Genomic DNA, 18,628 nt, shown 5'->3' with positions numbered 1-18,628 from the left:
GCCGTGCAGGCCGTCGCTGCCGCAGCGCCGCTCAAGCCCGTCACTGTCCGCGCCACCGTCCAGACCGCCCGTGCCACCGACACGGCGATCGTCCGCGCGGCCGCTCCCGAGCGCCTCGCCGCGGTCGCCAAGGTCCGTCCGCAGGCAGTCGCGATGCTCGACCGCAAGCTGCTGTCCGACAACACGCTGGGTTCGATCCTGAGCGGCGCCCGGGCCGAGGCAGGGCGTCTGCGTTGACCACCCTCGTCGCCCGGCCGGTTTCCGAGCGGCGTACCGCAACGCAGCGCCACGCGCTGGTCGCGACCGCGCACACGCGCCTGATGATGTTGATGTTCCTGTTCGGGGCCGCGGTGCTGGTCGTGATCGGCCGGCTCGGCGTGCTCGCGATCCAGTCGTCGCTGAGCGATCCCGGCGCCCGCGCCGCGGCGATCGCGGCGCGCGGCGATATCGTCGACCGTAACGGGGCACCGCTGGCCAGGACGATCGACGCGTGGACGATCGCGGTGCATCCTAAGAAGATGATCGGCGATCCGACCGAGATCGCCGCGCGGCTGGCGGCTCTGATGCCAGATCGCGGCAACCAGGCCTTTTTCTACGGTCTGCTGACCAAGGATGTGAATTTCAGCTACCTGCAACGCCGCGCGTCGCCTGCGCTGGTCGAGCAGGTCAACGCGATCGGCGAACCTGCGATCGTGTTCGCGCGCGAGACGCAGCGCCTGTATCCGCAATCGACCATGGCCGCGCATGCGCTGGGGTTCCTGTCGACCGACGGCCACGGCATGTCGGGGATGGAGCGCGTCCTCGACGAGCGGCTTACCAACCCCGCGCTGAACGGCGCGCCGGTCGCGCTATCGATCGACACGCGCGTCCAGGCGGCGATGGAAAGCGAGCTCGCGCGTGCGGTCGCGTCGTTCCAGGCCAAGAGCGCGGCCGGCATCGTCCTCGACGTCGACACCGGCGAAGTGATCGCGATGACGTCGATGCCGGTCTTCAACCCCAACCGGGTCGGCATGGCGGGCACCGAGCAACTGCGCAACATGGGTACGCAGAGCGTGTACGAGCTGGGGTCGGTGTTCAAGCCGATCGCGATGGCGGCGGCGATCGATTCGGGCACCGTCACGTCGATGGCGCGGCGCTTCGACGCGACCGTCCCGCTGCGCGTTGGCGGCTACACGATCCACGACGATCCGGGCGATGAAGAGAAGCGCTGGCTGAACATCCCCGAGACGCTGATCTATTCGTCGAACATCGCGACCGCGCGGATCGCCGACCAGATCGGTGCGGCCGGTATGCAGAACATGTTCCGCAAGCTCGGCTTCGACACCAAGCCTGATATCGAACTGCGCGAGAAGGGCCGGCCGATCTGGCCGACCTTCTGGGCGCGCACGACATTGATGACGTCGGCCTATGGCCACGGGATCGCGGTGACGCCGCTGCACCTCGCCAACGCCTATGCGACGTTGGTGAATGGCGGGATCTGGCGCCCGACGACGCTGCTGAAGATCGATCCGGCGCATATCCCCGCCGGGCGACGCGTGATCAGCACGACGACGAGCGCGCGGATGCGGCAGCTGCTGCGGCTGGTCGTGCAATATGGCACGGGCCGCAAGGGCGAGGCGCCCGGCTACCGCGTCGGCGGCAAGACCGGTACGGCCGAGATCGCGCAGGCGGGGGGCTATAACAAGCACACCAACGTCTCGACCTTTGCCGCTGCCTTCCCGATGGACGCGCCGCGTTACGTCGTCGTGGTGACGCTCGATTCCGCCAAGGGTAACAAGGAATCTTACGGTTTCACCACTGCGGCCTGGACCGCGGCGCCGGTGGTATCGCGCGTGATCAGCCGGACCGGATCGATGCTCGGCGTCATTCCCGATGCGAACCGCGACATTGACGAAAGCGACTTGTTGCCGCTGTTGTGGCATGCGCCGGGCACGCCGGCCTTTGGCGCAAAGCCGACGTCCGGTGCGGAATGAGGGGCGATACATGAGGATCGGTGCATGAAACTGGCAACGCTGATCGGTAAGGGCCCCGTCAGCGATGGCGGGGCATCAGTGCACGGATCTGCACCGCGCGAGGCGTATGACGGCAACGTCACGGGCTTCGCGATCGACCATCGCAAGGTCGCACCGGGGACGATCTTCGGGGCGTTCGAGGGCGCCCGCGTCAATGGCGAGGACTATATCGCCGACGCGATCCGCGCGGGCGCGATCGGCATCGTCGCGCGGCCGGGCCTCGCGGTCGAGGGTGTAGCGTACATCGCCGACGAGACCCCACGCGAACGGTTCGCGCAGCTCGCGGCAGCATTCTTTGCACCCTTTCCCGCGACGACGGTCGCGATTACGGGCACCAACGGCAAGACGAGCTGTGTCGAGATGACCCGCCAATTGTGGCGGATGGCCGGCCATCACGCCGCGTCGATCGGTACGCTGGGCGTCACGACCGCCGACGAACGCGTCACCACCGGCCTCACGACGCCCGACGTCGTCACCTTCCTGTCGACGTCGCCGGGCTCGAGCGCGAAGGCGTGACGCATCTCGCCTTCGAGGCATCGAGCCACGGGCTGACCCAGTATCGCACCGAGGGACTGCCCGTATCGGCGGCCGCCTTCACCAATCTCAGCCGCGACCATCTCGATTATCACGGCGACATGGCGGCCTATTTCACCGCCAAGATCCGGCTGTTTTCGGAAGTACTGCGCCCGGATGGGGCGGCGGTGGTGTGGGCCGACGATCCGCAGGCGGCGCGCGTCATCGACCTCGCGCGGGAGCGGGGCAATCGGCTCGTGACCGTCGGCACGCGCGGCGATACGCTGCGACTGGTCGATCGCGATCCGACATTGCTGGGGCAGGGGCTGACGATCGAGGCGGGGGGCCAGACCTACCGCGTGACGCTGCCGCTGATCGGCGGGTATCAGGCCGCCAATGCGCTGGTGTCGGCGGGACTGGTGATCGCGACCGGTGGCGATATCGCGACGACCATCGCCAATCTGGCGCGGTTGCAGCCCGTGCGCGGGCGGCTCGAGCGTGCGGTCATCGCGCGCTCGGGCGCGCCGGTCTATGTCGATTATGCGCATACCCCGGACGCGCTGGAGGCGGCGATCGCCGCGCTCAAGCCGCATGCGGGCGGGCGGCTGATCGTCGTGTTCGGCGCGGGCGGCGACCGCGATACCGGCAAGCGTGAGACGATGGGGCAGGTCGCGATGCATTACGCCGACCGCGTGATCGTCACCGACGACAATCCGCGCACCGAGGATCCCGCCGCGATCCGCCGCGACGTGCTGAAGGGCGCGCCCGGCGCGATTGAGATCGGCGACCGGCGCGCGGCGATCCAGGCGGCGATCGACGAGGCGGGCAGCGACGACATCGTGCTGATCGCGGGCAAGGGCCACGAACAGGGCCAGATCGTCGGCGACATGGTGTTGCCGTTTGACGATGTCGGCGTCGCGCGCGAGTGTGCGGCATGAGCACTGCGGTGCCCCTGTGGACGTCCGCCGAGATCGCTGCGGCGACCGGCGGGGTCGCCTCGGCCGAGTTTGCCGTGACGGGCGTCGCGTTCGATTCGCGCGAGGTTGGTCCGGGCGACCTGTTCGTCGCGATGAAGGGCGAGGCGAGCGACGGCCATCTGTATCTCGACCAGGCGTTCGCGCAGGGTGCCGCGGGGGCGATCGTCTCCGAACCCTGCGCGCATCCGCATGTGCTGGTCGCCGACAGCTTCACGGCGTTGCAGATGCTCGGGCGCGCGAGCCGGGCGCGCAGCGGCGCGACGATCATTGGCGTCACCGGATCGGTCGGCAAGACGAGCGCGAAGGAGGCGCTGTTCGCGGCGCTCGATCGCGGCGCACCGGGGGCGGTGCATCGTTCGGTCAAGAGCTACAACAACCATACCGGCGTCCCGCTGAGCCTCGCGCGGATGCCGCGCGACGCGCGTTTCGGCGTGTTCGAGATGGGGATGAACCATGCTGGTGAGCTGGCCGAGCTGACGCAGATCGTCCGTCCGCATATCGCGGTCGTCACCGCGATCGCGCCGGCGCATACCGAATTCTTCCGCGACGAAAGCGCGATCGCCGACGCCAAGGGCGAGATCTTCGCCGGGCTCGAGCCGGACGGCGTCGCGATCATCCCCTTCGACAGCCCGCATCGCGACCGGCTGACCGCGGCGGCGACGCCGCATGCGGCGCGGATCGTGACCTTCGGAATCGCGAAGGGTGCCGATGTCCGCGCGATCGAGACGGTCCGGCTGGCGACCGGCGCGACGTTCGTCACGGTCCAGCAGGACGGCCGTGAGCTGAGCTTCACGATGGCGCAGCGGGGGATGCACTGGGTTTCAAACGCGCTGGCGGTGATCGCGTGCGTCGAGGCGGCGGGCGCGGATCTCGGGCTGGCGGGACTGGCGCTCGCCGAACTCGGCGGGCTGCAGGGACGCGGTGCGCGGTTCATGACGACGCTCGCGGACGGGCAGGCGCTCGTGATCGACGAAAGCTATAATGCGAACCCCGCGTCGATGCGCGCGACGCTGGCCGTGCTGGCCAAGGAGCCGGGGCGGCATGTCGCGCTGCTCGGCGAGATGCGCGAGCTGGGCGAGGCGTCGGCCGACTATCATGCCGGGCTTGCCGAGCCGATTGTCGCGGCAAACGTCGAAATGGCGCTGCTGGTCGGTGAAGCGATGGCGCCGCTTGCGCGAGCGCTTGAGGGTAAAGTCGAAACCGTCCATGTGGGCGACGCTGCGGCCGCGCTGACGTCGTTACGGACGATCCTGGCGCCGGGCGATGCGGTTCTCATCAAGGGATCGAACGGTGTAGGGCTCGCGCGGGTCGTGACGAGTCTCGGGGGCGGGAAGACGTAAATGCTGTACTGGATCGCCGCACATCTGGGTTTCCCGGGAATATTGAACCTGCTCCGCTATCAATCGACGCGGACGGGCGGGGCGGTCGCGACTGCGCTGATCATCGGCCTGATTATCGGGCCACGCTTCATCGGCTGGCTGCGCGTGCGTCAGGGCAAGGGGCAGCCGATCCGCGCCGACGGCCCGCAGACGCATCTCGCCAAGCGCGGCACGCCGACGATGGGTGGGTTGATGATCCTCACCAGCATGACGCTGGCGATCCTGCTCTGGATGGACCTCAGCAACCCCTATGTCTGGTCGTGCATGTTCGTGACGCTGGGCTTTGGCACGATCGGGTTCATGGATGACTATGACAAGGTGCGGAAGGCGAGCACCGCGGGCATTTCCGGTCGCACGCGGCTGTTGCTCGAATTCGCGATTGCCGGGATCGCCGCGACGATCATCATGTCGCAGAACGGGCCGCATCTCTACCTGCCGTTCACGTCGCGCATGTATATCGATCTCGGCTGGTTCTTCCCCGTCTTCGCCGCCTTCACGATCGTGTCGTTCGGCAATGCCGTGAACCTGACCGACGGGCTCGACGGGCTGGCGACGATGCCGGTGATCATCGCAAGCGTCGCGTTCATGGTGATCGTCTATCTCGCGGGCAATGTGAAGTTCGCCGACTATCTGGGCATCCCGCACGTGCCCGGCGCGGGCGAGCTCGCCATTTTCTGCGGCGCGGTCGTCGGGGGCGGTCTGGCGTTCCTGTGGTTCAACGCGCCGCCCGCGGCGGTGTTCATGGGCGACACCGGCAGCCTCGCGCTCGGCGGCGCGCTCGGCACCATTGCGGTCGTCGCGCATCACGAGATCGTGCTCGGGATCATCGGCGGGCTGTTCGTCGCCGAGGCGATGAGCGTGATCATCCAGGTGTTCTTTTACAAACGGACCGGCAAGCGGGTGTTCCGGATGGCGCCGATCCACCATCATTTCGAACAGCTCGGCTGGAGCGAGCCGACCGTCGTGATCCGCTTCTGGATCATCGCGCTGGTCCTGGCGCTGGTCGGCCTGTCGACGTTGAAGCTGCGGTGATCGTCGCTGAGGCCTGGCGCGGAAAACGCTGTGCGGTGCTGGGGCTGGCGCGATCGGGTGCGGCGACCGTCCAGGCGCTGGTCACTGGCGGCGCGGGCGTGGTCGCGTGGGACGACGACGAAAAGAAGCGCGCGGTTCTGGCCGAGAGCATTCAAGACCTGTCGGTCACCCTCGATGACGTCGATCTTCGGTTTGATCCGTTGGACGATCTGGCGGGGTTCGACGCACTGATCGTGTCGCCAGGGGTGCCGCTCAACACGCATCCGCTCGCCGCGGCCGCGCGTGCGGCGGGCGTTCCCGTCATCGGCGACATCGAACTCTTTGCGCAGGCCCGCGCCGACCTGCCGTCGCACAAGGTCGTCGGGATCACGGGCACGAACGGCAAGTCGACCACCACCGCGCTCGTGCATCATATCCTGCGGACGGCGGGCGTGCCGACGCTGATGGGGGGCAATATCGGGCTGCCGATTCTGGGGCAGGATCCGTTGCCCGAGGGCGGCGTCTATGTGCTCGAGCTGTCGAGCTATCAGATCGACCTGACTCAGACGCTCGACTGCGACGTCGCGGTGCTGCTCAACATTACCCCCCGACCATCTCGATCGCTATGACGGCTTTGCCGGCTATGCGGCGTCGAAGGCGCGGCTGTTCGCGATGCAGACGGTGCCGCATCTCGCGATCGTCGACCACGGCGCAGAGGCGGAGCATCGTCTACTGGGTGACGCTCCCGCTGACCTTACGATCCAGTTCATCGACCGGATCGACATCGGCGACCAGGGCGGCTGGCCGTCGCTGCAGGGGCCGCACAATGCGCTAACGCGCGTGCCGCCGTGGGGGTCGCGCGCGCGCTGGGTGTGAGCGAGGTCGATATCGATCGCGGGCTGGTCAGCTTTACCGGCCTGCCGCACCGCATGCAGCAGATCGCCTCCTATGACGGCGTCGCCTATGTCGACGACAGCAAGGCGACCAATCCGGAGAGCGCGGCGCCCGCGCTGGCGGCATTTGAGCGGGTCCACTGGATCGTCGGCGGGCGCGCGAAGGGGGATGACCTCGATGCGTGCAGGCCCGGCTTCGGCCATGTCGTGCACGCCTATACGATCGGCGAGGCCGGGCCGCGGTTCGCCGAGATCCTGGCCGGGTCGATGCCGGTCGACCATGTCGGCACGCTCGACGCGGCCGTCCGCAGCGCGGCGGCCAATGCCCGGCCCGGCGACACGATCCTGTTGTCCCCGGCCTGTGCGAGCTTCGACCAGTTCGCCGATTACGAAGCGCGCGGCGCGGCCTTCCGCGCGACGGTCGAGTCGCTGGCATGAGCGATATGCGGACACCGATGATGAGCGCAGGGCAGAAGACCGGGATCGTCGCGAAGATGAAGCGGCGCGGCGGGCGTGGCGATCAGTCGCCGCTTGGCACGTGGTTCTGGGATATCGACCGGATGCTGCTGCTGCTGACGCTGTTCCTGATCGCGATCGGGCTGATCGCGGTGGCTGCGGCGTCGCCCGCGACCGCAGTCCGCTATTCGGGCGAGCATCACAAGCTGACGCCGCTCTATTATTTCTGGCGTCAGCTGATGTGGGTCGGCGTCTCGATGCCGGTGCTGTTCGGGGTGTCGATGATGCCCGTCGCAATGGCGCGGCGCATGGCGCTGACCGCGGCGGCGGTGCTGCTGCTGATCCTCGCGGTGACGCCGTTCGTCGGATCCGAGGTCAACGGCGCGCGTCGCTGGATCGGCTATGGCTTTGCGCAGTTCCAGCCGTCCGAGTTTCTGAAGCCGGTCTTCATCGTCACTGTCGCCTGGCTCCTGTCGCTGCGCGCGAAGGATCCCGAACTGCCGACCGTGCTGATCACGGGCGGGCTGACCGGCACGATCGCAGTCATGCTTATGCTGCAACCCGATTTCGGCCAGACGATCATCTACTGCACCGTGTGGATGGCGTTGCTGATGATCGCGGGAACGCCGATGCGCGTGATGGCAGGCCTCGTCGGCTGCGTGCCGGTCGGGTTGGTCGCTGCCTATATGTTCTACGGCACGGCGCGGTCGCGGATCGACGCGTTCCTGTTCCCGGGGATCGAGGGCGAGGGCGCGTCGGATCACTTCCAGACCAATGCCGCGCACAACACGCTGACCGCGGGCGGCTGGACCGGCACGGGGCCCGGCGGCGGCATCGCCAAGTTCGGGCTGCCCGAGGCGCATACCGATTACATCTTCTCGGTGATCGGCGAGGAGTTCGGGCTGATCGCCTGTTCGGTGATCGCGGTGATCTTCCTTGCGATCGTCGTGCGCGTGTTCGTCAAGCTGCTGGACGAACAGGATGAATTCAAGCTCCTGGCCTCGGCCGGGCTGGCGACGCAGTTCGGTGCACAGGCGCTGGTCAGCATGGCGGTGAACACCGGGCTCGCACCGTCCAAGGGCATGACGCTGCCGTTCATCAGCTATGGGGGGTCGTCGATGATCGCCTTGTCGGTCGGCATGGGGTTGCTGCTGGCGTTTACCCGGCGCAATCCGTTTCTCACGCGGAGCCCCTATGTCGTCCGCTGGAGTGGTGAATGACTGTGAATCAACGTCCCCGGCATTTCGTGCTCGCGGCAGGCGGGACCGGCGGACACATGGTGCCCGCGGCGGCGCTTGCTGCTGAGCTGACGAGGCGCGGTCACCGCGTCGCGCTGGTCAGCGACGAGCGCGGCGTGCGCTTCCCTGGATTGTTCGAGGGAATCCAGACGCATGTCCTGCCCGCCGGACGCTTCACCGGCGGACCGCTGGGCTGGGCCAAGGCAACGCGATCGATGTGGCGCGGGCGAATGATGGCACGCGAACTCTATCGCACGTTCAAGCCGGCGGCGGTGATCGGCTTTGGCGGCTATCCCGCGCTGCCCGCTCTGCTGGCGGCGTTCGCGAATCGGATCCCGACCGCGGTGCACGAGCAGAATGCGGTGCTGGGGCGGGTGAACCGGCTCGTGGCGCGCCGCGTCGACGCGATCGCGACCTCGTCCGAACCGACCGAACGGCTCGCCTCCGGGCTTCTCGCCAAGACGCATCTCGTCGGCAATCCGGTGCGCGAGGCGGTGCTCGCATTGCGTGCCAGGCCCTATCCGCTGCTCGAGGAGGATGGCATCTTCCGCGTTCTCGTGACCGGTGGCAGCCAGGGCGCGAGCATCCTGTCTCAGGTCGTCCCCGATGGTCTGGCAATGCTGCCGGTGACGTTCCGGCGGCGGCTACAGGTCACGCACCAGGCGCGGATCGAGGATATCGATGCGGTGCGCGCGCAATATGCCGAGCATCACATCCCGGCCGAGCTCGCTACCTATCTGCCCGACATGCCCGAACAGCTTGCCTGGGCGCATCTGGTGATCGCGCGCGCGGGCGCCTCGACGATCGCGGAGCTGACCGCGGCGGCGCGGCCGGCGATCCTGGTGCCGCTGCCGGGCGCAACCGACGATCACCAGACCGTCACGCCCGCGAGATCACCCGCGCCGGCGGCGCACGGACGATCCGGCAGGGCGATTTCACCGCGGTCGAACTCGCCAAGCAGATGCAGAAGCTCGGGCTCGATCCCGCCGCGCTGCAGAACGCGGCGGGACGCGCGCGCAGTTGCGGCAGGCCCAATGCGGCAAGCGATCTGGCCGACCTGGTCGAAAGCCTCGATGCGCCGGTGTCGCGACTGCCGGTCGGCGCCCATCCAAGCCAAAGGTACAATTTGCATGAAGGGTGTAGCGACCGATATCGGGACGATCCATTTCGTCGGGATCGGCGGGATCGGCATGTCGGGCATCGCCGAGGTGATGAAGAATCTCGGCTACCGCGTGCAGGGGTCCGACGTGGCCGAGGGCTATGTCGTGCAGGGCCTGCGCGACAAGGGCATTCCGGTCGCGATCGGCCATGCTGCGGAGAATATAGGTGACGCGGCGGTGGTGGTCGTCTCGACCGCGATCGTTCGGTCTAACCCCGAAGTCGAGGCGGCGCTCAACGCGCGCGTGCCCGTGGTGCGGCGTGCGGAGATGCTGGCCGAGCTGATGCGGCTGAAGTCGACCGTCGCGGTTGCCGGCACGCACGGCAAGACCACGACGACGTCGATGGTCGCCGCGCTGCTCGATGCGGGCGGGGTCGATCCGACCGTGATCAATGGCGGCATCATCAACAGCTACGGATCGAACGCGCGACTGGGTGCGAGCGACTGGATGGTGGTCGAGGCGGACGAGAGCGACGGCAGCTTCCTGCGGCTCGACGGGACGATCGCGGTCGTCACCAACATCGATCCCGAGCATCTCGATCATTACGGATCGTTCGACGCGGTGAAGGATGCGTTCGTCGAGTTTGTCGAGAACGTGCCCTTCTATGGCGCGGCCTTGTTGTGCCTCGATCATCCCGAGGTGCAGGGGATCCTGCCGCGCGTGCGCGATCGGCGGATCGTGACCTACGGCTTCTCGGCGCAGGCGGATGTCCGCGGCGTCGAGGTGACGCCGATCCCGGGCGGCAATCGCTTCGATTGCGTGGTGCGGACTCGCGACGGTGCGACGCGGACGATTGCGGGGATCGAGATGCCGATGCCCGGGCGGCACAATGTCCAGAACGCGCTGGCCGCGATCGGCGTCGCGCTGGAACTGGGGATCGAGGATGCAACGATCCAGCAGGGCTTTGCCAAGTTTGGCGGCGTGAAGCGGCGCTTCACCAAGGTGGGCGAGGTTCCGGTCGAGGGTGGCGGTGTCGCGATCATCGACGATTACGGGCATCACCCGGTCGAGATCCGCGCGGTGCTGGCCGCCGCGCGCGAGGGCGCGAAGGGGCGCGTGATCGCGGTCGTGCAGCCGCATCGCTATTCACGGCTCGGCAATCTGATGGAGGATTTCCAGACCGCGTTCAACGACGCGGACCGGGTGCTGGTGACGCCGGTCTATGCGGCGGGCGAGACGCCGGTCGAGGGCGTCGACGCGGCGGCTCTGGTCGAGGGGCTGAAGCGGCGCGGCCACCGGTTTGCGGGCGTGGTCGCGGATGCGAATGCACTGGCGGCCGAGCTGGCGGCGACGATCGAGGCAGATGACATGGTCGTCTGCCTCGGCGCGGGCGACATCACGAAATGGGCGGCCGGGCTGGCCGATGCGATCGCGGTCGAGCGTTCGAAGGTGCCGGCGTGAACGCTGCGACACCTTGCGTCCCCGCGAATGCGGCGACCCAGACTGGGTTCCCGCCTTCGCGGGAGACCATCAGGGGGAGCGTCGAGGCCGGTGGGTCGCTTGCGGACTTCATCTGGTTTCGTACCGGCGGGCCTGCCGAATGGCTTGTGCGGCCGGCAGATGTCGAGGATCTGGCCGGGTTGTTAAAGACCCTCGATCCGTCGACGCCGGTCCTGCCGGTCGGCGTCGGCTCCAACCTGATCGTCCGCGACGGCGGTGTGCCGGGGGTCGTGGTGCGTCTGCCCAAGGCGATGGCAAAGGTGTCGGTTGAGGACGGTCGAGTTCGCGCCGGGGCGGGGGCGATGGGGATCACGGTCGCCAGCGCCGCGCGCGATGCAGGGATCGCCGGGCTCGAATTCCTGCGCGGGATCCCGGGGACCGTCGGCGGCGCGGTGCGGATGAACGCGGGGGCCTATGGGCGCGACGTCAGCGATATCCTGATCGAGGCGACCGTCGTCACGCGCGACGGCGCGGTCGAGACATGGCCCGCGGCGCGGTTCGGTTATGTGTACCGGCATTCGGACCTGCCCGCGGGCGCGGTCGTGGTCGAGGCGGTGTTCTCCGGCACGCCCGGCGAACCGGCTGTCATCGGGGCTGAGATGGACCGGATCGCCGCGGAGCGCGAGGCGTCGCAGCCGTTGCGGTCGCGCACCGGCGGATCGACGTTCAAGAATCCCGAGGGGCACAAGGCCTGGGCGCTGATCGACGCGGCCGGGTGCCGAGGGCTGACGCGCGGCGACGCGCAGGTCAGCGAGAAGCACTGCAATTTCCTGCTGAACCTCGGGTCCGCGTCGAGCGCGGAGATCGAGGCGCTGGGTGAAGAGGTACGGACCAAGGTGAAGGCGCATACTGGGGTGACGTTGGAATGGGAAATCCAGCGGGTCGGGGTGGCGAAATGAGCGGTCCCCTTCACATCGCCGTCCTCATGGGCGGCTGGTCGGCGGAGCGTGAGGTTTCGCTGATGTCGGGCAATGGCTGCGCCGATGCGCTCGAATCGCTTGGCCACCGCGTCACGCGAATCGACATGGGGCGCGACGTCGCCGCCCGGCTGGCCGACGCCAGACCCGATCTCGTGTTCAACGCGCTGCACGGGACGCCCGGCGAGGATGGCTCGGTGCAGGGGCTGCTCGACCTGATGGGGCTGCGCTACACGCATTCGGGTCTTGCGACCTCGGTGATCGCGATCGACAAGGTGCTGACCAAGCTGCTGCTCGTCCCGGCCGGTGTACCGATGCCGGGCGGACGGATCGTCCGCTCGGTGGACCTGTTCGAGGGGGATCCGATGGCACGCCCCTATGTGCTAAAGCCCGTCAACGAGGGGTCGTCGGTCGGCGTGGCGATCGTCACCGACAGCAACAATTACGGCAATCCGATCGCGCGCGACGCGGTGGGGCCGTGGATCGACTTCGACGAGCTGCTCGCCGAGCCCTATATCCGCGGGCGCGAGCTGACGACCGCGGTGCTCGGCGGTCGCGCGCTCGGCGTCACCGAACTCAAGCCCAAGAGCGGCTGGTATGATTACGACGCGAAATATACCGACGGGATGACCGAGCATGTCTGCCCGGCGGACATTCCCGACGAGATCGCCGACGCTGCAAGAGCTTGGCGCTCGAGGCGCACCGGCTGCTCGGCTGCAACGGCGCATCGCGCTCCGATTTTCGCTGGGACGACGAGCGCGGGGTCGACGGGCTGTTCCTGCTCGAGGTCAACACGCAGCCGGGCATGACCCCGCTCAGCCTCGTTCCCGAACAGGCGCGGCACATCGGCATGAGCTATGCCGAGCTCGTCCAGGCGATCGTCGACGAGGCGCTGTCGGATCATCCGCTCGCGCCGGGCGGGGCGCCATGAGCCGGACGATCAAGCGCGGCCCGCCCCCCAAGCCGGCCCGCCCCCGCCGGCGCAAGGTCGCGGTCAAGAAGGTGTCGGTGCTCGACCGGCTGGTCGGGATGCTCCCGGTCAGCGAGGAGACGCTGAAGAAGATCGCGACCTGGTCGATACTGGGCGCGGGCGGCGCGGTCGTGATCGCGGCGGCGACCTGGATCGGCATCCCCGGCATGATCGGCGGCGCGATGGCCGAAGGCGCCGGGCGCGCGGGGTTCAAGGTCGACCAGATCGAGGTCACCGGGCTGAAGCGGATGGACCGGATGTCGGTCTATGCGGTCGCGCTCGATCAGCAGAGCCGCGCGATGCCGCTCGTCGATCTCGAGGCGGTGCGCCACAAATTGCTGCGCTATGGCTGGATCGCGGACGCGCATGTGTCGCGGCGGCTGCCCGATACTTTGCTGGTCGACATCGTCGAGCGCACGCCCGCGGCGGTGTGGCAGGACAATGGCAATCTGACTCTGATCGACGCGTCGGGCGTGCTGCTCGAACCGGTGCAGCCGGATGCGATCCCGAACCTGCCGCTGGTGATCGGACCCGGCGCGGACCGGCAGGAAGCGTCCTACCAGGCGCTGCTCGCCGCCGCCCCCGCCGCTCAAGCCGCGGGTGAAGGCGGCGACCTGGGTCGGCAACCGGCGCTGGGACCTGACCTTCGAAAGCGGCGAGACGCTGGCATTGCCCGAGGACGGGGCGCCGCGTGCGCTGGTGAAGTTTGCCGAGCTCGATGGGGCACGGCCGCTGCTCGGCCGCGGCTGGATCCGCTTCGACATGCGCGACCCGACCAAGCTGGTCGCGCGCAAGCCGGGTGCGAGCCTGGCGCACAGCGTCGACGTGCCCGCGCCGGTATCCAGCGAGCCACAGACGACTATACCGTCGCAGACGGCGGACGCGAACGTAACGGGCGGGGAGGGATGACATGGCGAAGGTGGCACCGGAAGGGCTGATCACGGCGCTCGATATCGGGTCGTCGAAGGTTTCGGCGATGATCGCGCAAAAGGGGGATGGCGGCGAGCTGATCGTGCTCGGCACCGGGCAGCGCGAGAGCCGCGGCGTCAAGCGCGGCTATATCGCCGACATGGCGACGACCGAGGCGGCGGTACGCGAAGCGGTCGAGCAGGCCGAACGGATCGCCGGGATCAACATCGAGAATGTCTGGGTTGGTTTCTCGGCCGGCGGACTGGTGTCCGACGTCGCCGAGGTCGAGTTCGAACTGGGCGGCCACCGCGTCGAGCAGCAGGATATCGACGCGCTGCTCGCAGCAGGTCGCAATTCCATCGATCCGCAGGGGCGGATGGTGCTGCACGCGCAGCCTGCGCTCTACACGCTCGACGGGCTGACGGGCGTAAAGACGCCGCTCGGGCTGCATGCCGACCGGCTTGGCGTGCATATCCATGTCGTGGCCGCAGACGGTTCGCCGGTGCGCAATCTCGATCTGTGCGTGCGTTCGGCGCATCTCGAAGTGAAGTCGATCATCGCCTCGCCGGTCGCGACGGGGCTTGCGTGCCTGAGCGACGAGGAGCGCGAGCTTGGTGTCGCGCTGGTCGAGATGGGGGCGGGGATCACCAATGTCTCGCTGTTCGCGGGCGGCATGCTCGTCGGGCTGACCTCGATCCCGATCGGCGCGCAGGACATCACCGACGACATCGCCAGCGCGTTCGGCACGCGGCGGCAGAATGCCGAGCGGATGAAGTGCTTCCATGGATCCGCCAATGCCTCCCCGCGCGACAATCACGACATGATACCGGTCATGCCGATCTCGGCCGAGGACGGCGCGGGCGAGGGCGCGCAGATCACCAAGGCGCAGTTGATCAGCGTCATCCGCCAGCGGCTCGAACATCAGATGGGCGAGGTGCGCAATGCGCTGAGCACGCTCAAGTTCGAGGGGCCGGTGGGGCGCCAGGTCGTGCTGACAGGCGGCGGCGCGGAGCTGAAGGGCATTGCCGATTATGCGCAACAGGCGCTCGGGCGGTCGGTCCGGATCGGCCGACCGCGCGGATTGACCGCTCTGCCCGAGGCGCATGGCGGACCGGCATTTGCGACGTTAGCGGGGTTGGCCTTCTATGCGGCGACCGATCCGATCGACCTGCGCGGTATTGCACCGCAGCGGACGATCGTTCACCGGCCGAAGGGAATCGGCATGGTCCGCAAGTTGATTCAGGCGGCACGCGCGAATTATTGAGAGTTTCGAAACGGCTGACGCTATTTCGGCTGGAACAGCCGGTAGCGTTGGTGCACACAGGTTAATCAGGGGCCCGGCCGTAGCGTATCACCGGGATGGGCGGAGAAGCAGGCGATGAGCATCGAATTTCTGAGTCCCGAAGTGGACGAGCTGGCCCCCCGCATCGCGGTGATCGGGGTCGGTGGCGCGGGCGGTAACGCGATCGCGAACATGATGAGGGCCGACGTCCAGGGCGTCGACTTCCTCGTCGCCAATACCGACGCGCAGGCGCTCAAGCAGTCGACCGCGCCGCAGCGGATCCAGCTGGGCACCAAGATCACGCAGGGCCTCGGTGCCGGCTCGCGTCCCGAGATCGGCCGCGCGGCCGCCGAGGAGACGATCGACCAGCTCGCCAAGATGCTCGAAGGCGCGCACATGTGCTTCATCACCGCCGGCATGGGCGGCGGCACCGGCACGGGTGCCGCCCCGGTCATCGCCAAGGCGGCGCGCGACATGGGCATCCTGACCGTCGGCGTGGTCACCAAGCCGTTCGCGTTCGAGGGCAATCGTCGCGCCAAGTCGGCCGATGGCGGCATCGAGGAACTGCAGAAGTACGTCGATACGCTGATCGTCATTCCGAACCAGAATCTGTTCCTGATCGCCAACGCGAACACGACCTTCAAGGAAGCGTTCTCGATGGCGGACGAGGTGCTGCAGCAGGGCGTGCGCAGCATCACCGACCTGATGGTCATGCCTGGCCTCATCAACCTCGACTTTGCCGACGTCCGTTCGGTGATGCAGGAGATGGGCAAGGCGATGATGGGCACCGGCGAGGCGAGCGGCGACAACCGCGCGCTCGAGGCTGCGCAGAAGGCGATCTCCAACCCGCTGCTCGACGGCGTCAGCATGCAGGGTGCCAAGGGCGTGATCATCTCGATCACCGGCGGCGACGACATGCGCCTGCTCGAAGTCGACGAAGCCGCGAATCACATTCGCGACCTGGTCGATCCCGATGCCAACATCATCTGGGGTTCGGCGTTCAACCAGGAGCTGGAAGGCAAGATCCGCGTCTCGGTCGTCGCGACCGGGATCGATGCGGACGCCAAGCCCGCCGTCGCGCCCGAGCCGACGCGCTCGTTCAGCTTCGGCATGGGCCGGAAGAACGACGAATCGACGTCGTTCCGTCCGAGCGAGCCCGCGGCACCGACCGGCACGGGCGACGAGCCGCTCGACCTGTCGAGCGCGGACGCGGTACAGTCCGGCACCACCGACGAGGAACTCGTCCTGGGTCAGGACAAGATGGTCCCAGCCGCACCGGCCGCACCGCAGTCCTATGCCCCTGCGCCGACACAGTCTGCGCCCGCACCCGCCCCGGTGCAGCCGCCGGTCCAGGCTCAGCCTGCGCCGCAGCCGACCGCGCGCACGCCACAGGCGCCTGCCTATCAGGCTCCGCCGCGCTCCTACGCGGACGATCGTTATGCCGCTCCCACGCCCGCGGCCCCGGCGCCGATGCCGGCTGCGGACGAGGGTGGTGCACGCCGTCGCTGGCTCGCCCCGGGTGCGGAAGCTGCGCCCGAGGCTGCCACACCGGCGACGCCGCGCGTCAAGCTCGGTGGTACGCTGTTCGAGCGCATGTCGAATGCGGCGCGCGGCGCGGCCAAGGAAGACGGCGAGGCGGCCTCGACCGATCCGCTCGACATTCCGCGCTTCCTGCACCGCCAGAACAACCAGTAACGGCCTGCACAAAGGGGCGCGCCGGTTCGTCGCCGGCGCGCCCCGTCCTGGCGCGTAGCGCGGCGCGACATGTTGCCCGTTCCCGCGCGCTCGGGTCTAGCTACGGGCACCCATGATCTTCCCGACCCATCATCTCCTGACCGCCGCGCTCGCGCTGGTTCTGGTCACCGCCCCGAGCGGCGCGCGGGCGCAGGAAGTCGTCCAGCCCCTGCCCGGAACGACCGACGCGGATCGCCTCGGCGATACGATGCGGCAGCTCGCGTCAAACCCCCGCAACGTCGATGCACTGGTCCGCGCGGGGGATCTGTCGATCGGGCTCGGTGATCTGAGCGGTGCCGCGGCACTGTTCGCGCGCGCCGAGAAGGTCGATCCGCGCAACGGCCGGGTGAAGGCCGGCATGGCCTCGATCCTGGTCCGCTCCGAGCGACCGGGCGAGGCGCTGCGCTATTTCGCGCAGGCCGAGGCGTTCGGGCTCCAGCCGCGCTATTATGCCGCGGATCGTGGGCTGGCCTATGACCTGATCGGCGAACAGGATCGGGCCCAGCGCGACTATCGTGTCGCGTTGCGCGATGCCCCCGATGACGAGACTGTCCGGCGTTACGCCCTGTCACTCGGCATATCCGGCAAGCGTGATCTGGCGCTGCAGCAGCTCGACCCGCTGGTCCTCAAGAAGGACCGCGGGGCGTGGCGCGCGCGTGCGTTCATCCTGGCGATGAACAACGACGTGCGCGGCGCAGAGACGATCGTCACGACGATGATGCCCGGGGCTGCGGCCCGCGGTCTGCAGCCCTTTTTCCAGCGTCTGCCATTGCTTGCCCCGGCAGATCGCGCCTTTGCAGTACATTTCGGCGAAGTGCATGCGACGCCGCAGCGGATCGCCGATGCGCGGATGACGCCGGTCCTGCCGCAACTGGGTGCCGATCCGACCGCGCCGGTGATGCTCGCGGCGGCCGAGCCGCAGCCCGCACCCCAGCCGACGGGCCGTGCCAAGGCGGCCGCCGATCGATCGGCTACCCGCCGCGACAAGACCGCACGGTCGGGTCGCGTCGAAGTCGCTGCTGTGACGCCGACCCCTACGACCACGCCGACTCCGTCGCCAACGCCTTCGCCCGTCCGCCCGACTGCAACCGCGCAAGCGTCCGCGCCGATGGTCATGGTCCAGCCGCTGCCCAAGCCGCCGGTGGTGCTGGCATCGACACAGCCGGTCCAGCGGCCGACCGGTCCTGCAGCGACCACGACGCTCCCCCCGTCCGCGCCGACATCGACCTTCGTCCAGCCCTTGCCGGCCCGGACGACGTCGGTCGCGGCGGTGGACGCGAACGGGGTGTCGCAGGCAAGCTTGGCGGCGTCTTCGCCGACCCGCGCGCCCGATACGCCCGGTGCGCTGCCCTCTGCGATCGTCGCGCAGATGGCGGCGTTGCCGACCGCTCCGGCGACGACCGCTGGAACGACGCCGCCGATGATTCCGCGGACCACGACGGCCCCGGTCACGGTGTCGTCGGCTGTCCCGACCACGCCAGCGGCGGCGGGTGTCGCCGCTACAACGCTTCCGGCGACGCCCGCCGCGTCGCGCCCGGCATCGCGGTGCCCCCGACGCAGGTCGCCGGTCTCCGCCACGCCTGCTGCGACCGGGCGGACCATCCCCGTCAGCGAGGATTCGATCCTCGCACGGATCATTGCCGGGCTGTCGATCCCGGCATCCGAACTCGGCGTCGCGCCGATCGCTCGGGCTGCACCCGTGATGCCGGCAACGGCCTCCGGGGCCGGCGCGGGCGA

Annotated in this window: 10 protein-coding genes and 6 pseudogenes; all 16 read left to right on the top strand. The window is 68.4% G+C overall.

The window, feature by feature from the left end:
* Positions 1 to 237, top strand: a pseudogene (locus tag NI18_RS04285) (hypothetical protein); the annotation flags it as partial.
* A complete protein-coding gene (locus NI18_RS04280) occupies positions 234 to 1,973 on the top strand; it encodes a penicillin-binding protein 2 (protein WP_037528403.1) in 1,740 nt (579 codons plus the stop codon). The pseudogene NI18_RS04285 and the gene NI18_RS04280, both read left to right, overlap by 4 nt.
* A 24-nt stretch (positions 1,974 to 1,997) precedes the next feature.
* Positions 1,998 to 3,463, top strand: a pseudogene (locus NI18_RS04275) (UDP-N-acetylmuramoyl-L-alanyl-D-glutamate--2,6-diaminopimelate ligase).
* Positions 3,460 to 4,842 carry a UDP-N-acetylmuramoyl-tripeptide--D-alanyl-D-alanine ligase gene (murF, locus tag NI18_RS04270; protein WP_037528400.1) on the top strand — a complete coding sequence of 461 codons (1,383 nt, stop codon included), beginning with the start codon at positions 3,460 to 3,462 and terminating at the stop codon, positions 4,840 to 4,842. The pseudogene NI18_RS04275 and the gene murF overlap by 4 nt, the downstream one beginning before the upstream one ends.
* Positions 4,843 to 5,913, top strand: coding sequence for a phospho-N-acetylmuramoyl-pentapeptide-transferase (gene mraY / locus NI18_RS04265; protein ID WP_037528398.1), 1,071 nt, complete (start codon positions 4,843 to 4,845; stop codon positions 5,911 to 5,913).
* A pseudogene (murD, locus tag NI18_RS04260) lies at positions 5,910 to 7,223 on the top strand (UDP-N-acetylmuramoyl-L-alanine--D-glutamate ligase). The gene mraY and the pseudogene murD overlap by 4 nt, the downstream one beginning before the upstream one ends.
* Before the next feature lie 5 nt (positions 7,224 to 7,228).
* The gene (locus tag NI18_RS04255; protein ID WP_234387761.1) at positions 7,229 to 8,461 is read left to right on the top strand and encodes an FtsW/RodA/SpoVE family cell cycle protein; all 1,233 of its coding nucleotides are present in this window, start codon (positions 7,229 to 7,231) and stop codon (positions 8,459 to 8,461) included.
* Positions 8,458 to 9,563: pseudogene (murG, locus tag NI18_RS23025) on the top strand (undecaprenyldiphospho-muramoylpentapeptide beta-N-acetylglucosaminyltransferase); the annotation flags it as partial. The gene NI18_RS04255 and the pseudogene murG, both read left to right, overlap by 4 nt.
* Positions 9,564 to 9,609: 46 nt before the next feature.
* Positions 9,610 to 11,040 (top strand): UDP-N-acetylmuramate--L-alanine ligase, encoded by a 1,431-nt coding sequence (gene murC / locus NI18_RS04250; protein ID WP_037528407.1) that lies wholly within the window; start codon positions 9,610 to 9,612, stop codon positions 11,038 to 11,040.
* 68 nt (positions 11,041 to 11,108) lie between these two features.
* Positions 11,109 to 11,978: a UDP-N-acetylmuramate dehydrogenase gene (gene murB / locus NI18_RS04245; RefSeq protein ID WP_037528405.1), complete on the top strand. Its 870-nt coding sequence runs from the start codon at positions 11,109 to 11,111 to the stop codon at positions 11,976 to 11,978.
* Positions 11,975 to 12,927: pseudogene (locus tag NI18_RS04240) on the top strand (D-alanine--D-alanine ligase). The gene murB and the pseudogene NI18_RS04240 overlap by 4 nt, the downstream one beginning before the upstream one ends.
* A pseudogene (locus NI18_RS27800) lies at positions 12,924 to 13,493 on the top strand (FtsQ-type POTRA domain-containing protein); the annotation flags it as partial. The pseudogenes NI18_RS04240 and NI18_RS27800, both read left to right, overlap by 4 nt.
* A gap of 73 nt (positions 13,494 to 13,566) precedes the next feature.
* Positions 13,567 to 13,875, top strand: a complete 309-nt coding sequence (locus NI18_RS26485; protein WP_306286234.1) for a cell division protein FtsQ/DivIB — start codon at positions 13,567 to 13,569, stop codon at positions 13,873 to 13,875.
* Between the two features lies 1 nt (position 13,876).
* A complete protein-coding gene (ftsA, locus tag NI18_RS04230) occupies positions 13,877 to 15,139 on the top strand; it encodes a cell division protein FtsA (protein WP_031393123.1) in 1,263 nt (420 codons plus the stop codon).
* Between the two features lie 114 nt (positions 15,140 to 15,253).
* Positions 15,254 to 16,852: a cell division protein FtsZ gene (ftsZ, locus tag NI18_RS04225; protein ID WP_037528396.1), complete on the top strand. Its 1,599-nt coding sequence runs from the start codon at positions 15,254 to 15,256 to the stop codon at positions 16,850 to 16,852.
* 112 nt (positions 16,853 to 16,964) lie between these two features.
* A partial coding sequence (locus tag NI18_RS04220) for a hypothetical protein (protein WP_037528394.1) occupies positions 16,965 to 18,628 on the top strand: 1,664 nt, incomplete at its 3' end.

Origin of the sequence: Sphingomonas sp. Ant20, from assembly GCF_000783375.1 — a bacterium.
In the GTDB taxonomy this organism is placed as follows: Bacteria; Pseudomonadota; Alphaproteobacteria; order Sphingomonadales; family Sphingomonadaceae; genus Sphingomonas; species Sphingomonas aerolata.
This window is presented reverse-complemented; position numbering and strand designations above follow the sequence as displayed.

What these genes read in the sequence shown, in the direction of transcription:
- murF (WP_037528400.1), top strand. Translation starts at nt 3,460, where the DNA reads ATGAGCACTGCGGTGCCCCTGTGGACGTCCGCCGAGATCGCTGCGGCG.
- mraY (WP_037528398.1), top strand. Translation starts at nt 4,843, where the DNA reads ATGCTGTACTGGATCGCCGCACATCTGGGTTTCCCGGGAATATTGAAC.
- NI18_RS04255 (WP_234387761.1), top strand. Translation starts at nt 7,229, where the DNA reads ATGCGGACACCGATGATGAGCGCAGGGCAGAAGACCGGGATCGTCGCG.
- murC (WP_037528407.1), top strand. Translation starts at nt 9,610, where the DNA reads ATGAAGGGTGTAGCGACCGATATCGGGACGATCCATTTCGTCGGGATC.
- ftsA (WP_031393123.1), top strand. Translation starts at nt 13,877, where the DNA reads ATGGCGAAGGTGGCACCGGAAGGGCTGATCACGGCGCTCGATATCGGG.
- ftsZ (WP_037528396.1), top strand. Translation starts at nt 15,254, where the DNA reads ATGAGCATCGAATTTCTGAGTCCCGAAGTGGACGAGCTGGCCCCCCGC.